At 64.6% G+C, this 15,931-nt stretch carries 13 protein-coding genes; 1 reads left to right on the plus strand and 12 read right to left on the minus strand.

Translation table 11 applies throughout. From position 1 onward, the window contains the following. Positions 1-2: 2 nt before the first annotated feature. The 11 genes from secG to uvrA form a co-directional block, all read right to left on the minus strand. On the minus strand, positions 3-305 hold the full coding sequence (gene secG / locus A3E1_RS40055) for a preprotein translocase subunit SecG (protein ID WP_051105004.1): 303 nt from the start codon (positions 303-305) through the stop codon (positions 3-5). A 52-nt stretch (positions 306-357) separates the two neighbouring features. Further along, positions 358-2,076, minus strand: a complete 1,719-nt coding sequence (locus A3E1_RS0112860; protein ID WP_026208370.1) for an ABC transporter substrate-binding protein — start codon at positions 2,074-2,076, stop codon at positions 358-360. A 58-nt stretch (positions 2,077-2,134) separates the two neighbouring features. Continuing rightward, positions 2,135-2,914, minus strand: a complete 780-nt coding sequence (gene tpiA, locus A3E1_RS0112865; protein ID WP_020521180.1) for a triose-phosphate isomerase — start codon at positions 2,912-2,914, stop codon at positions 2,135-2,137. Between the two features lie 2 nt (positions 2,915-2,916). Next, positions 2,917-4,119, minus strand: coding sequence for a phosphoglycerate kinase (locus A3E1_RS0112870; protein ID WP_020521181.1), 1,203 nt, complete (start codon positions 4,117-4,119; stop codon positions 2,917-2,919). Continuing rightward, entirely contained in the window at positions 4,119-5,123 is a 1,005-nt protein-coding gene (gene gap, locus A3E1_RS0112875; RefSeq protein ID WP_026208371.1) for a type I glyceraldehyde-3-phosphate dehydrogenase, read from the minus strand. The genes A3E1_RS0112870 and gap overlap by 1 nt, the downstream gene beginning before the upstream one ends. Before the next feature lie 93 nt (positions 5,124-5,216). Beyond that, positions 5,217-6,197 carry a DNA-binding protein WhiA gene (whiA, locus tag A3E1_RS0112880; RefSeq protein ID WP_020521183.1) on the minus strand — a complete coding sequence of 327 codons (981 nt, stop codon included), beginning with the start codon at positions 6,195-6,197 and terminating at the stop codon, positions 5,217-5,219. A gap of 45 nt (positions 6,198-6,242) precedes the next feature. After that, the gene (locus A3E1_RS0112885) at positions 6,243-7,169 is read right to left on the minus strand and encodes a gluconeogenesis factor YvcK family protein (protein WP_040390799.1); all 927 of its coding nucleotides are present in this window, start codon (positions 7,167-7,169) and stop codon (positions 6,243-6,245) included. Between the two features lie 4 nt (positions 7,170-7,173). Beyond that, the gene (rapZ, locus tag A3E1_RS0112890; RefSeq protein WP_020521185.1) at positions 7,174-8,082 is read right to left on the minus strand and encodes an RNase adapter RapZ; all 909 of its coding nucleotides are present in this window, start codon (positions 8,080-8,082) and stop codon (positions 7,174-7,176) included. Positions 8,083-8,227: 145 nt separating this feature from the next. Further along, a complete protein-coding gene (gene uvrC, locus A3E1_RS0112895) occupies positions 8,228-10,228 on the minus strand; it encodes an excinuclease ABC subunit UvrC (protein ID WP_020521186.1) in 2,001 nt (666 codons plus the stop codon). A gap of 31 nt (positions 10,229-10,259) precedes the next feature. Then, positions 10,260-10,718, minus strand: a complete 459-nt coding sequence (locus tag A3E1_RS0112900) for a Rieske (2Fe-2S) protein (protein WP_020521187.1) — start codon at positions 10,716-10,718, stop codon at positions 10,260-10,262. 6 nt (positions 10,719-10,724) lie between these two features. Beyond that, entirely contained in the window at positions 10,725-13,616 is a 2,892-nt protein-coding gene (gene uvrA, locus A3E1_RS0112905) for an excinuclease ABC subunit UvrA (protein ID WP_020521188.1), read from the minus strand. 207 nt (positions 13,617-13,823) lie between these two features. Between uvrA and A3E1_RS0112910 the strand changes: the two genes are divergently transcribed. Next, entirely contained in the window at positions 13,824-14,909 is a 1,086-nt protein-coding gene (locus tag A3E1_RS0112910) for an LCP family protein (protein ID WP_020521189.1), read from the plus strand. On the opposite strand, the gene rsgA is transcribed toward A3E1_RS0112910, so the two are convergent. Continuing rightward, positions 14,854-15,900, minus strand: coding sequence for a ribosome small subunit-dependent GTPase A (rsgA, locus tag A3E1_RS0112915; protein ID WP_026208372.1), 1,047 nt, complete (start codon positions 15,898-15,900; stop codon positions 14,854-14,856). The two genes, A3E1_RS0112910 and rsgA, sit on opposite strands and share 56 nt — an antisense overlap. Positions 15,901-15,931 lie beyond the last annotated feature (31 nt).

The raw sequence follows: 15,931 nt of genomic DNA on the forward strand, positions 1-15,931 counted from the left end.
TGTTAGCGGCCGAGGAAGGCGCTGAGGGCTTGAGCGGTGGTGTCCGCCGCCGGCTTGGCGAGCTCAAGCTTGAGCCACAGGCCGAGGCCGATGATGCAAGCGAGCCACACGATGCCGACGAGCAGGGTGTAACGGTCGAGGTTCTTCTCCGCGACCGAGGAGCCGGCCAGGCTGGTCGACACACCGCCACCGAACATGCTCGACATGCCGCCGCCCTTGCCGCGGTGCAGCAGGATCAGCATGGTCAGGATGGCGCTGGTGATAACCAGCAACACGATCAACGTGTAGGCAAAGCCGATCGGCATGATCATTTCCTCGGTTAGTCAGGGGTCGGAGCGTAGGCGGGACAAGAATACTCTAAGACGGCGATCCTGCTGTGCTCAAAAGGCCCATGGATGCCAGATCGGGCATGCCGAACGCGGAGTGAATGAACGCGCCCGCCACGTTTGACCCGTGCAAACGGATGGCCTGAGAGTAAATGATCGGGATCGTGGTCGCCTTCTGCTGCAGCCTCTTGTCGATCTCAGCCCAGTGCGCCCACTGCCGCTCGATGTTGTTTTCGAGCATGGCCTCGTCGATCATTCCGTCGATCTCGGGGTCCTGCAGATAGGAGTAGTTCGAGCCACCGATCGGTGCCGCCTGTGTCGCCACTTCCGTGCTCTTGAAAAGCGCCGGAAGCACGGCAGAACCGTTTGCCCAGTCAGGAATCCAGCCCACGTAAGCCATGTGCAGCTTGGTCTGCTGGTCGTAACGCTTCAGCAGGTTGTAGTAGTCGCCGGGCGGGATCGGGCGGAACGTGAGCTTGATGCCGAGCTCAAGGTAGGGCTCGACCATCGTCTTCATGTAACGGTTGGTCGTGGCGGCCACGTCAGGGTGAGCGACGATCAGCTCGGCGGGGCAGGTCACGCCATCGGTCTTGGCCTGGTTGAGCAGTTCCTGCGCGCGCTTGAGGTCGCCGTCGCCATTGGTGATGGCCGTGTTGTAGAAGTCGAACGGCTGATAGGCCTGCAGCGTCGGCGGCAGCACGGTCGTGGCCAGGTCACCGAGCAGTGAGCCACCCATCGCCTGGCGGAACTTGCGCTTATTGAACGCGAACGCCAGCGCCTGCCGGCACTTCTCCGGGACGAGCTTGGCGTTGAGCGCCATGTACCGGACCGCTCCCATAGGGCCAGACGCGGTGCGCGACAGCAGCGCCGGGTCGGTCATGACCTGCTGCACGAAGTTTGGCGCGACATCCTGCGACAGCATGATCGTGTTCTGGTTGTCGCCCTGGTTCTCGATGAGCGCGTTGGTCACCGCGGGAACGTTGCGGTCAGCCTTGAGGACGATCTCGTCCGGGAACGCCCGGCGAACCTTGTCCACCGTGGCCGACCAGTGCTCGTTGCGCACGAAAACCATCTCGGTATCGCTGCGGCTCTTGATTTTGTAAGGCCCGCTCGTCAACGGCGCGCGGTTGAACGCGTCTTTGTCGCTGTCAGCACCTGGCTTGACCGGGGCGAAGATCGGCAGCGCGACAGCGTAGTTGAAATCGCCGACCGGGTGCTTGAGCTGATAGCGGATCGTCTTCGTGTCGGGACACGTCACCGACTTGAGCCCCTCGGTGTTGCCGCCAATGAACGGCCCTTGATAGGCCGGCTCGTTGTCTTTCAAGTAACTGCGGGCGTAAGGCAAACCTGCCGCGAAGCTGGCGAAGTTGCGTTCCGCGCCGTACTTGAGCTGGGCACAGGTGATCGGGGATCCATCGGCCCACTTGATTCCGGGGCGGAGCTGGAACTCCCACATCGTGTTGTTCTCGCTGGCCCGGCCGAGGTCATTAGCCAGGTCAGGGACGATGTCGCCACTGGCCTTGCCCGACTCGGTCTTGAAGGTCGTCAGCGTCCTGGTGATCAGCCGGCTGACGTTGGCATCCACGGCCTGAGTGATGCGCTGCGGGTCGAGATCGGACGGCAGCGCGTTGAGGACCACCCGCAGAGTGCCACCGGTTTGGATGGCCGGCGCGGTATCTGTCGGGGAGTTACAGGCGGCAAGACTAACCGCGAGCAGAGCCGCGGCGGCAATGCGTGAGGGGTGACGCATGGTTGCACACTCTAGGGTGCCCACCCGGGTGTTAAGAACCCGGGTGGGGTAAGTAGTTTTATTTACCTAGGCGGCAAATGCGGGCAAACTCCTCGGCGTCGAGGCTCGCCCCGCCCACCAAAGCACCGTCCACATCGGCTTCGGCCATGATCTCGCCGACGTTGGCCGCCTTGACCGACCCTCCATAGAGGATCCGCACGGCCTGTGCCACGGTGTCGCCCTGTGTCTCGGCCAGCCGCGCCCGGATCGCGCCAATGACCTCCTGCGCGTCGGCGGGAGTGGCCGTCTTGCCCGTGCCAATCGCCCAGACCGGCTCGTAGGCCACGACGACCTTTTCCACCTGAGCCGGCGTCAGCCCGGCCAAGCCACCGTCGAGCTGCGCCAGCGTGTACTCCACGTGGGTGCCAGCCTCACGGATGTCCAGGCCCTCGCCCACGCACAGGATCGGCGTCAAGTCGTTGGTCAGCGCGGCTTTGACCTTGCTGTTGACCAGAGCATCGTCCTCGTTGTGGTACTGACGGCGCTCCGAGTGGCCCACCGTGACATAGGTGCAGCCGAGCTTGGCCAGCATCGGGCCGGAGATGTCACCGGTGTAGGCGCCGGAGGCGAACGGCGACAGATCCTGTGCGCCGTACCCGATGAGCAGTTTCTCGCCATCGACAAGCGTCTGAACGCTGCGGATATGCGTAAACGGCGGCAACACCACGACGTCAACGTCATTGAGCTGCTGTTCGGTTAGCGTCAGCGCGACTTTCTGCGCCAGGGAGATGGCCTCATAGTGGTTGAGGTTCATCTTCCAGTTGCCCGCCATCAATGGCTTGCGCTTCGATGCGTCCATGCTCAGATTCCCAACGCCGCGAGGCCCGGAAGGACCTTGCCCTCAAGGTATTCCAGCGACGCTCCGCCGCCGGTCGAGATGTGGCTGAAGGCTTCATCCTTGAGCCCAAGCGCCCGCACGGCGGCAGCCGAGTCGCCTCCACCAACGACGGTGAAAGCGCCTGAGGCGGCGATGGCCTGAGCCACGCCGAGGGTTCCGGCCGCGAAAGGCGCCAGCTCGAAGACGCCCATAGGACCATTCCAGAACACCGTTTTGGTACCAGCCAGAGCCTGCGAGAAGTCCTTAACCGATTCCGGGCCGATGTCTAGCCCGAGCCACCCGTCCGGGATAGCCGCGGCGTCCACAGTGGACACCTGCGCGTCGGCGGCGAACTTGTCCCCGATCACGATGTCGCGCGGGAGCACGATCTTGTCACCGTGCGCGGCGAGCAGCTCCTTGCACGTGTCCACCATTTCGTCCTGAAGCAGGGAGCCTCCAACGGAGTATCCCTTGGCTTTAAGGAACGTGAAGCACATGCCGCCGCCGATGAGGAGCTTGTCCGCTTTGGACAGCAGCGCCTCGATGACGGCCAGTTTATCGGAGACCTTGGAGCCGCCAAGCACGACCACATAAGGCTTTTCCGGGTTCTCGGTGAGCTTCTTGAGAACCTCGACCTCTTTGCCAACGAGCTGGCCAGCCTGGTGCGGCAGCCGCGCGGCGACGTCGTAAACGCTGGCGTGCTTGCGGTGCACCGCACCGAACGCGTCGTCAACGTAAACGTCGGCCAATGCGGCCAGCTGGTCGGCGAAGGCGCCACGCTCAGCGTCGTCCTTGCTGGTCTCGCCCGCGTTGAAACGCAGGTTCTCCAGGAGCGCCACGTCACCCTTGCCAAGAGCGTCCACAGTGGACTGTGCGCTCGGGCCAATGGTGTCGGTGGCGAACGCGACTGGCGCGTCAAGGAGTTCGCCGAGACGGACCGCCACCGGCCCGAGCGTGTACTTAGCCTGATCTGCCGTTGGCACTGGCGTGCCAAGTGGTTCGCCCTTGGGACGGCCCAGGTGCGAGATGACGATGACGCTCGCGCCGGCTTCGCGCAGCGCCCGGATCGTCGGCAGGACCGCCTTGATCCGGCCATCATCCGCGATGACGCCCGGCTGGTCCTTCAGGAACGGCACGTTGAGGTCGGCGCGCAAAAGCACGCGCCGACCGTCGACACTCGGGAACATTAGAGCGAGGCACCCACGTACTTGACGAGGTCAACGAGACGGTTCGAGTAACCCCACTCGTTGTCGTACCAGCCGACGACCTTGACCTGGTTGCCAATGACCTTGGTCAGGCCCGAGTCGAAGATGCAGGAAGCCGGGTCGGTCACGATGTCGGCCGACACGATCTCGTCTTCGGTGTAGGTCAGGATGCCCTTGAGCGGGCCCTCGGCGGCGGCCTTCATCGCGGCGTTGACCTCTTCGACCGTCGTCTCACGGCCAGCCGTGATGGTGAGGTCGGTGGCCGAACCGGTCGGGATCGGAACGCGCAGCGCGTAACCGTCGAGCTTGCCCTTGAGCTCGGGCAGCACGAGGCCGATCGCCTTGGCGGCACCGGTCGACGTCGGCACGATGTTGAGCGCCGCGGCCCGTGCGCGCCGCAGGTCACTGTGCGGACCGTCCTGCAGGTTCTGGTCCTGGGTGTAGGCGTGGATCGTCGTCATCAGACCCTTCTCGATGCCGAAGGTGTCCTGGAGGACCTTCGCCATCGGGGCCAGGCAGTTCGTGGTGCAGGACGCGTTGGAGATGATCGTGTGCGCGGCCGGGTCGTACTTCTCGTGGTTCACACCCATGACCACGGTCACGTCTTCATTCTTGGCCGGAGCCGAGATGATGACCTTCTTCGCGCCACCGTCGATGTGCGCCTTGGCCTTGGTGGCGTCGGTGAAGAAGCCGGTCGACTCGATGACGATGTCAGCGCCCAGGTCGCCCCAGGGCAGCTTGCCCGGGTCGCGCTCAGCGAACGCCTTGAAAGACTTGCCATTGACGGTGATGTCCTCGTCGGTCGCCTTCACCTCGTATGGAAGGCGGCCAAGGATGGAGTCATACTTCAGCAGGTGCGCCAACGTCGCGTTGCTGGTCAGGTCGTTTACCGCGACCAGCTCAATGTCCGCGCCGGAGGCAAGGAGCGCCCGGTAGAAGTTCCGCCCAATGCGGCCGAAGCCGTTAATGCCAACCCGGATGGTCACAGGTTCCATCTCCTCGAAGAAGAAGCGCCGAACCATATCTGGCCGGCAGCCGAATGGATGTATGGCCGGCGCCGTCGCCGTACTCTTGCGACCCTACACGGACAGCATTTCCGCAGTGACAGCAGCTTCGGTGTCTGGGATGCCAAGGTCACGCGCGCGTTTGTCAGCGAGGGCGAGCAGGCGCCGGATCCGCCCGGCGATAGCGTCCTTCGTCAATGGCGGGTCAGCTAGGCCACCCAGCTCTTCCAATGATGCCTGACGATGTTCGAGGCGGAGCTTGCCGGCACTCGTCAGGTGACTTGGCGCGTCCTCGGAAAGGATCTCCAGCGCCCGGGTGACCCGCGCCGCCGCCGCGACGGCCGCCCTAGCTGAGCGCCGCAGGTTCGCGTCGTCGAAGTTCGCCAGGCGGTTCGCGGTGGCCCGCACCTCACGCCGGACTCTTCTTTCCTCCCACGCGAGCACGCTGGCGTGGGCACCGATGCGGGTCAGCAGCGCCGCGATGGCGTCACCATCCTTGACCACGACCCGGTCGACTCCCCTGACCTCGCGCGCCTTGGCGCTGATGCCCAGTCGCCGTGCCGCGCCCACGAGAGCGAGCGCCGACTCCGGGCCCGGGCACGTGATCTCCAGGGCGCAGGAGCGCCCTGGCTCGGTCAGTGAGCCGTGTGCCAGGAACGCACCGCGCCAGGCGGCCACGGCACAGCAGACCAGCCCGTTGACGACGTTCTGCGGGAGGCCGCGCACGGGCCGTCCCCGCACGTCGAGCAGGCCCGTCTGGCGGGCGAGCGCTTCACCGTCCTTGACGATGCGCACGATGTAGTGGCTGGCCTTGCGCAGGCCACCGGACGCCAGGATGTGGACTTCCGACGGGTACCCGAAAAGGTCCGCGATCGAGGTGCGCAGCCGGCGTGCCACCGCCCCGGTGTCGAGCTCCGCCTCCACGACCACGCGGCCGGAGACGATGTGCAGGCCACCAGCAAAGCGCAGCAGAGCGGCCATTTCGGCTCGGCGGCAGCAGGGCTTGGGCACGTCAACCCGGCTCAGCTCATCTTTCACAGCTGCGGTCATCGCCATTGTGTAGTCACCTCGGGGCCGGGAATCGCTTAAGTTCGTACGTGCTTAACGAGCGGTGCCCAAGAGCGGCACCAAGGCTTGGCCCATTCGGACCGGATCGTGTCTTGCGGTGCCGTCTTGGACGGCGATGGAGCCAGAAGCGATCCGGGCACCAAGCATCCGCGCCGCATTTGCGACGGGCTCAGGGTCCGGAACAGCACCATTGTCCACAAGCACCATATCTACCCGCAAATCAGGCAGATATCGGGCCAGGGCCGCAAGATGGTCCGGAAGGGACAGACCGGCAGTTTCGTTGTCAGCGGCCAAGTTCAAAGTGACCAGCCGGCGGGCCGGGCTGTCCACAATGGCCTTCGCCAAATCCGGGACGATCAGATGCGGAATGACACTCGTGTACCAGCTGCCTGGCCCAAAGAGCAGCCAGTCGGCCTCCGCGATGGCGTGAAGCGCCTCCGCGCAAGCGGCCGGGGCTGGCGGAACGATCCGCACTTCGAGCACCTCGCCAGCCGCGACAGCCACCTCATGCTGGCCGTTGATCGTCACCACTTCGCCGTCGCGCAACAGATCCGCTTCGATACCAAGCGGTTCGCACGCCATCGGCAACACCCGGCCGACCGCGTTCACCATCGAGGCGGCGTGATCTAGCGCCAGCACCGGATCGTTGACCAGCTCCATCAGCCCGCACAACACCAGATTGCCCACGGGATGGCCACTGAGCGCGTCGCTGCCGGGAAAACGGTACTGGAACAGGGCTGCGTTGCCAGTGCTGAGTTTGTCCTCTCCAGCGAGCGCTGCGAGGGCCTGGCGGAGATCGCCGGGCGGCAGGACCCCACGGTCGGCGCGCAGCCGGCCGCTGGAACCGCCGTCATCGGCGACAGTAACCACGGCTGTGATCTCCAGCGGAAGACCGGTTGCCCGCAAGGCCCGCAATGTCGCGCCCAGGCCGTGCCCGCCGCCAAATGCCACTACCCGCAACTACTCACTCCCGTCCCAGATCGCGGTGCTGCGCGTGCGCCAGCAGCCGCTGCTCACGCAACCGCCGTGCCAGCTCCTCAGCGATGGCAACGCTGCGGTGCTTGCCACCGGTACACCCGACGGCGATGGTCAGGTACCTCTTGCCCTCGCGCTCGAAACCAGGCGCGGTCGCTACGACAAGTTTCGCGTATGTCTCGACGAAGGTACCCGCACCGCGCTGTCCAAGCACATAGCTACTGACTGGTTCGTCCCTTCCTGTCTGTTCCCGCAGCTCCGGAACCCAGAACGGGTTGGGCAAGAATCGCGCGTCCAGCACGAAGTCAGCGTCAGGCGGAAGACCGTACTTAAAGCCGAAACTCAGCACCGTCACGCGCAATTTCAGGGCTTCCGGGCTGGCGAAAAGCTCCTCGACCCGGGTCCTGAGCTGATTGACGTTCAGGTGCGACGTGTCGATGAGCACGTCGGCTGACTCGCGCGCCTCAGCGAGCAGAGCCCGCTCGGCGGCGATGCCGTCAGATAAACGCCCTTGCCCCTGCAGCGGATGCGAGCGGCGCACGCTCTCAAACCGCCGGATAAGCACCTCATCGTCGGCGTCGACAAAGACCACACGCGGCTCAAAGCCGCGTTCACGCAACTCCCGGATCGCACCGGACAGGTCAGTAGAAAACGCCCGGCTGCGCACGTCGAGCACCATCGCTGTCTGCCGCGCCGCTCCCCCGGCCTTGGCCGCCAGCTCCGCCATCTGCACCATCAGCGCCTGCGGAAGGTTGTCGACCACGTAGTAGCCAACGTTTTCCAGCGCCCGCGCCACCGTGCTGCGCCCGCCACCGGAAACACCGGTGACCACTACGAGATCCGTCCCGGAGTGTTCCTCCGGAATCTCACCGGCCGCCGCAGCAACCGCACTCGCCATCAGCTCCGCCCCCACCGGGCAATATTAGACGGACACCACAGCGGCCACGCCGGGCCGGTCCCCCCCGGCCGACCTGCGCTCACCGCCGCCGTACCCGCAAAACAGTCCTGATTGGAGAAACCATCAGCTTCAGGCTTTGCCCCGTTCACGAGGAATTGGCGGAGCTTTCTTGGTGCGGCACCTCGTCGTCAACTGTTGCTTCGGCGGGCTGAGGCTCGATGACTTCGGCACTGGCGGCTGCGCGGCGTTTACGGCCGTTGGCAGGGGCAGCCGATGGCGTGGTCTCGCCTTTGAGGGCGTCGAGAATCACCTGTGCGATGCGGGGCCCGATGCCCGGGACGGCCGCGACATCGTCGAGGCTGGCGGCCGAAAGCCGTTTCACCGAACCGAATTGGCGCAGCAACGCTTGCCGGCGGGTCTTGCCGACGCCCGGCACATTGTCCAGATCGGACATTGTCATGCGTACGGAACGCCGCTGGCGATGGAACGTGATCGCGAACCGGTGCGCCTCGTCGCGGACGCGCTGCAACAGATAGAGCCCCTCTGACGTGCGCGACATGATGACCGGCATCGGATCGTCGGGCAGCCAGACTTCTTCCAGCCGTTTCGCCAGCCCACACACGGCCACGTCGGTCACGCCCAGCTCGGTCATCACCGCCGCCGCGGCATTGACCTGTGGCCCACCACCGTCGACGACCACGAGCTGCGGCGGATAGGCGAATTTCTTCGGCCTTCCCTCGTCTTCGAGTTTTTCTTCCACCTGCATCCGGTGGAACCGGCGCCGGATCACTTCGCTGATCGCCGAAACATCGTCGGTCGCGCCCTTGATGACGAACCGGCGATAGTCACTCTTGCGGGCGATCCCATCTTCGAAGACCACCATCGACGCGACGACGTCGGTGCCCTGAATCTGGGAAATGTCAAAGCATTCGATGCGCAGCGGAGCCGTGGCCAAGCCAAGCGCGTCCTCGATCTCCTCCAGCGCGCGTCCCCTGGCGGTCAGGTCACCGGCCCGGCGCAGCTTGTGCTGCGCCAGCGCCTGCCCGGCGTTACGCGCGACGGTCTCCATCAGGGTCTTCTTGTCACCGCGCTGCGGAACCCGAAGGGCCACTTTGGACCCACGTTTTTGCGACAGCCACTCCGACAGCGCGTCGGCGTCGCCGGGAAGCTCAGGAACGAGGAGCTCACGTGGCACGTCATTCTCGCCGGCCTCGTCGCCATAGATCTGCGTGCAGAAGTGATGCACCAGATCGCCGATCGTCAGGTCTTCGGTCTTTTCCACGATCCAGCCGCGCTGACCGCGCACGCGGCCCCCACGCACATGGAACACCTGAACCGCCGCCTCAAGCGGATCGTCAGCGAAGGCCACCACATCGGCGTCGGTGCCGTCACCGAGCACAATGGACTGTTTCTCCATCGCCCGGCGCAACGCCATGAGGTCGTCGCGCAGTCGAGCCGCCTGCTCATATTCCTGATGCTCGGCCGCCTCATACATATTGCGCTCGATCTTGCGCTGCATGTGTTCCGTGCGCCCGGCCATGAACTCACAGAAGTCGAGCACGATGCCGCGATGGGTTTCCTCATCGACGCGCCCCACACACGGGGCGGAGCACTTGCCGATATCGCCGAGCAGGCAAGGACGGCCGATCTGGCCGGCCCGTTTGAACACCCCGGCCGAACACGTGCGCGCGGGGAAGATGCGCAGCAACAGATCTAGCGTTTCGCGGATCGCCCAGGCATGGCTGTAGGGCCCGAAATAACGCACCCCTTTGCGTTTCGCCCCGCGCATCACCTGCAGTCGCGGAAACGCCTCGTCCAGCGTGACGGCAAGGTAGGGATAGGACTTGTCGTCGCGATAGCGGACATTGAATTTCGGGTCGAACTCTTTGATCCAGGAGTATTCGAGCTGCAGCGCCTCGACCTCGGTCGTGACGACGACCCAGTCCACAGACGACGCCGTGGTGACCATCTGCTGGGTGCGCTGATGCAGCGTCCACGGGTCGGCGAAATAGGAGTTGAGCCTGCTCCGCAAGCTCTTGGCCTTGCCGACGTAGATGATCCGCCCCGTGGCGTCACGGAACCGGTAAACCCCGGGCGCATCGGGAATCGTGCCCGGAGCAGGCCTATAAGTTATCGGATCACCCACGTCGGCAAGACTAGTACGACGGTGTGACTCCTCACGCGAGCGTGATAGTGCCGCCTTCAACCTTCAGGTTCTTCTTCGACAGCGCCTGCCGTGCCGGGCCGTTGAGCACCTTGCCATCGGCGATGGCGAACTCGCTGCCGTGGCAACCGCACTTGATTCTGCCGTTTTCGATCTTGGCCAGGATGCACTGCTGGTGGGTGCAGATCGCGTTGAGCCCGACGAACGTGCCAGCAGTCGGCTGCGTGATGACTACCTCGTCCTCACCAAAGATCTTGCCGCCTCCGACGGGGATGTCACTCGTCTTGGCGGAGAACCCCTGAACCGGGGCCCCGGTTGTCGTCGCCGTGGTCGGCTTGGCCGTGCTGGTGCCGTTTGCCGTGCTGTTGGCCGCGGGGGTTTCCTCTCCCCCACAGGCCGCGAGCACGCCGGCGAGCCCGACGGCACCTGCCCCGGCGAAAACAGCCCGCCTGGACGCATGTACATCAGTCACTGTTTGCTACCTTCCACTCCGGACACTGGTCTTCTTCTTCTGCGCGACCACCGCTGGCTTGCCCACAATCTTGCGCAGGAACTGACCGGTGTAACTCTCCTTCACCTGAGCCAGTTCCTCGGGCGTGCCCATCGCCACGACGGTGCCACCCTTGTGGCCGCCCTCCGGGCCCATGTCGATCAGGTAGTCGGCGGACTTGATCACATCGAGATTGTGCTCGATGACGATCACCGTGTTTCCCTTGTCCACCAATCCCTGCAGGACCAGAAGAAGTTTTCGGATGTCTTCGAAGTGCAGGCCGGTCGTGGGCTCGTCGAGCACATAGACCGTGCGGCCGGTTGACCGTTTCTGCAATTCCGAAGCGAGCTTCACACGCTGAGCCTCACCTCCCGACAGCGTCGGCGCGCTCTGCCCGAGGCGCACATAGCCCAGGCCGACGTCGACGAGTGTCTTGAGGTGCCGGTGGATGGCGGGGATCGCCTCGAAGAAGCCTGACGCCTCTTCGATCGGCATCTCCAGCACCTCGGCGATGGTCCGGCCCTTGTAGTGAACCTCCAAGGTTTCCCGGTTGTACCGGGCTCCCTTGCATACCTCACATGGCACGTAGACGTCCGGGAGGAAGTTCATTTCGATCTTGATCGTGCCGTCGCCGGCGCAGTTTTCACACCGGCCGCCCTTCACATTGAAGGAGAAGCGCCCTGGCCCATAGCCACGGACCTTCGCCTCGGTGGTCTCCGCGAACAGCTTGCGGATGTTGTCGAAGACGCCGGTGTAGGTCGCCGGGTTGGACCGGGGCGTCCGGCCGATGGGCGACTGATCGACGCCGACGACCTTGTCCACATGATCCAGGCCGGTGACCCGGGTGTGGCGGCCAGGGACCATCCGGGCGCCGTTGATCTGATTGGCCAGGACGGTGTAGAGGATGTCGTTGACCAAGGTTGACTTGCCCGATCCGGACACGCCTGTGACCGCGATGAACTGTCCTAGGGGGAAGGCCACCGTCAGGTTGCGCAAGTTGTGTTCACGGGCGCCGACGACGGCCAGTTCACGGCCAGCCGTGCGGGGACGCCGGTGCGACGGAATCGGAATCTCCTTGCGCCCGCTGAGGTAGGCGCCCGTTGACGATTCTTTATTGGTCAGCAGCTCTTTATAGGGTCCACTGTGGACGATGCGGCCACCGTGCTCCCCCGCGCCGGGGCCGATGTCGACGACCCAGTCAGCGGTGCGGATGGTGTCCTCGTCGTGCTCGACCACGATCAGCGTGTTGCCCAGGTTGCGCAGGCGCACGAGTGTTTCGATCAGGCGCTGGTTGTCGCGCTGGTGTAGCCCGATCGATGGTTCGTCGAGCACATAGAGCACGCCCACGAGACCGGACCCGATCTGCGTGGCGAGCCGGATCCGCTGCGCCTCACCACCGGATAGCGACCCCGACGGACGGTCCAGCGAAAGGTAATCCAGGCCGACGTCGATGAGGAACCGCAGCCGCTCGTTGATTTCCTTGAGCACGCGCTCGGCGATGATCCGCTGACGGTCCGACAACTCAAGCTCGGACAGGACAGCCGCGGCCTCACCGACTGACAGTGAACACAACTCGGCGATGCTGTGACCGCCGAGTGTCACCGCGAGAACCTCGGGCTTGAGCCGGGACCCGCCACAGGCCGCACACGGAACCTCCCGCATGTAGCCCTCGTATTTTTCGCGCGACCACTCACTGTCGGTGTCGGAGTGCCGCCGCTCCAGCCACGGCACCACACCCTCGAAACCTGAGTAGTAGGAACGCTCGCGGCCGTATTTGTTGCGGTAGCGCACGTGCACCTGGTCTTCGGCGCCGTGCAGGATCGTCTTTTGCGCCTTGGCCGGCAGCTTGCGCCACGGCGTCTTCATGTCGAAGCCCTGCTCGTTTCCGAGGGCTTCAAGAAGGCGGACGAAATATTCCATCGTCTGGCCGTTGGCCCAGGGCGAGATCGCGCCGTCACCCAGAGACTTCTCCGGGTCGGGGATCACCAGCTCGGGGTCGACCTCTTTCTTGGTGCCCAGGCCGGTGCACTCGGTGCAGGCGCCGTAGGGCGAGTTGAACGAGAAGACCCGGGGCTCCAGGTCTTCGATCCCGAGTGGATGGTCGTTGGGACAAGCCAAGTGCTCGGAGAACTTGCGCTCACGGTTCTCGTCGTCTTCGGGGAGATCGACGAAGTCAAGCAGAACGATGCCACCGGCCAGGCCTAGCGCGGTCTCGATCGAGTCGGTCATGCGCTGCTTGGCACTCGCCTTCACGGCGAGCCGGTCGACGACCACCTCGATCGTGTGCTTCTGCTGCTTGCTCAGTTTGGGCACCTCGGTCAGCGAGTGCACCACGCCGTCAACGCGCGCCCGGGCGAAACCTTTGGCCTGAAGCTCGGCGAACAAGTCGACGTATTCACCCTTGCGGCCGCGGATCACCGGCGCGAGGACCTGGAACTTGGTGCCATCAGGCATCGCGAGCACACGGTCGACGATCTGCTGCGGGGTCTGCTTGGTGATGGCGTGGCCACACACCGGGCAATGCGGCTGACCCGCGCGAGCGAACAGCAGCCGGAGGTAGTCATAGACCTCCGTGATGGTGCCCACGGTCGAGCGCGGGTTGCGCGAGGTTGACTTCTGGTCGATCGAGACGGCTGGGGAAAGGCCCTCGATGAAGTCGACATCCGGCTTGTCCATCTGGCCGAGGAACTGGCGCGCATAGGCGGAGAGCGATTCGACGTAGCGTCGCTGCCCTTCGGCGAAGATGGTGTCAAAGGCAAGGCTCGATTTTCCGGAGCCGCTCAGGCCGGTGAAAACGATCAGCGCGTCGCGCGGCAAATCCAGGCTGACGTCACGCAGATTGTGCTCACGCGCACCACGAATGATCAAACGGTCGCTCACGGCGCAAGCCTAACCGCGCGGTATGACATTCCCGTTTTCACCACTACCGCCTCCGCTAGCTCCGAACTTTCACGGGCAACAGGTCTGTTCGCCCGTTTGGTCGGCTCCGGCTCGCTTTGCGGCCGGGGGCCGACAGGGAACACTGACGGAATGCCGTCACTTGACGGGCCAGGCGGATCTTGCGGCGGTCGTGATTGAATCCCGGACATGAATTCATCCCCCTCCGGCGTTACCCCCTCTGGTGAGCAGCCAGCTCCGGGCGAAGATCTGCCCGGGGTCAAGCTCACCGAGGCCGGCCCGGAGGCTCAGCCGCGCAAGCGGGTCAAGCGCTTAGTCTACGTGCTCAGCGTCCTGACCGGCCTGGTTGTGCTGTTGTGCGGCGGCGTCGTGGGTGGTCTATGGCTCTATGCCGGATCTGTCGACGACAAAATGAAGCGGGATGATTCCTTCGCCGGCCTCACCGACGAGATGCGGCCGTCAAAGTCGGCCTCCAAGGCACTCAACATTCTCTTGCTCGGCAGCGATTCGCGCGCGGGACGCGACGAGCCAGAAAGCGGTCCGGATGCCCGCGCCGACACGATCATCCTCGTGCACATTCCAGCGGCACGGGAAAACGCTCAGCTGATCTCGATCCCCCGCGACACCTGGGTGACGATCCCCGGCAAAGGCCAGCACAAAATCAACGCGGCGCTCAGTCTCGGCGGGACGCCGATGATGGTGCAGACGGTCGAGTCGTTCACCAACGTCCGCATCGATCACGTCGTGATGATTGACTTCTATGGCTTCAAGGACGTCGTCGACGCGATCGGCGGCATCGACGTCATGGTCGAAAAGGACTTCGTCTCCTATCACCAGCCGAAGCGCAAATTCACCAAGGGCATGATGCACATGAATGGTGAAGTGGCGCTGGATTACTCACGTCAGCGCAAGCAGTTCGCCGATGGCGACTTCAGCCGCATCGAGCACCAGCAGCAGGTCATCAAAGCGGTGCTCGACAAGGCGGCGTCCTCGGGGCTGATGACCGACCTGCCCCGCATGAACGCCTTCGTCAAGGCGACGGCCAGTTCACTGACGGTCGATCACGGCTTCTCGATGATCGACCTCGCGCTGGAGCTGCGGCACATCCGCGGGAGCAACCTGACCTTCATCACCAGCCCGTCCAAGGGATCGGGCATGATCAGTGGGCAGAGCGTGGTTCTCACCGACCCCGAGAAAGCTCCGGAACTGTTCGCCGCGGTCAACTCCGACCAGGTCGGTGCCTGGCTGAGTGCCAATCCGGCGTACGCGCGCTAGCACTGATCCGGTTCTGCTGGCGCTTCTGCTCAAACTCGAGCTCACGCACCAGTTTGAGCCAGCTGGCCCAGCGGCGGTGGGCGAGTTCTCCGGTAGCCAGCGCGGCAGCGATGGCGCACCCGGGCTCCCCCGCGTGAGCGCAGTCGGGGAACCGGCATTGCGCGGCTAGCCCACGCACATCGCTGAACGCGCGGTCGAGCCCCTGCACCCCGTCGAGCATGCCAATCGCCCTGATGCCTGGCGTATCGAGCAGGGCGCCGCCTCCGGGCACGGCGATGAGCGCGCGGAACGTGGTGGTGTGTTTGCCTTTTCCGTCGACGCGGCGGACTTGCTGAGTACCCATGATGTCTTCGCCTACCAGGGCGTTGACCAAAGTGGACTTTCCGGCGCCGGAGGCACCGATGAGGCCAAGGGTTTTTCCGTGTGCTGCCAAGGCTTTTAGCGCTTCGAGCCCGGTGCCCTGCTCGGCGCTAGCCGGGATGACCGGCACGCCGGGAGCGATGTCTGTCAATTGTTCAGCGATCGCGTCCGGATCGCGGACCAAGTCTGCCTTCGTGAGGATGAGCACCGGGGGTGCACCGGAATCCCAAGCTAAGGCCAGCAGCCGTTCGATCGTGGCCGACTCGGGCAACGGGTCCATCGAGGCGACCACGGCGGCCGTCGTGATGTTGGCGGCCAGCACCTGGCCGGCGGAGTCCTTGTCGGAGGTGCGCCTAATGATCGCCGTGCGCCGCGGGAGAATCTTCTCCATCGTGACGCGCTTGTCGGGCCAGTGCCGCACGAGCACCCAGTCGCCAGCGCAGGGCAAGGCCACCGGGTCGGCCGCGGCACACGCCATCGCGGCGCCGCCGAGGCTCGCCCGCACTTCGCCGGACGCGGTCACGACCGTGCTAATCCCACGATCAGCACGGACGATGCGGCCCGGTTCCATATCGGCCGGCACAGCGGACCGGTGGCGTTCCCAGCCCAGAGAGGAAAGAGACGTAGTCATTTGCCGACCGACGCTAGACCCTCGGCCGTCG

Origin of the sequence: Catelliglobosispora koreensis DSM 44566 (assembly GCF_000379685.1) — a bacterium.
In the GTDB taxonomy this organism is placed as follows: domain Bacteria; phylum Actinomycetota; class Actinomycetes; order Mycobacteriales; family Micromonosporaceae; genus Catelliglobosispora; species Catelliglobosispora koreensis.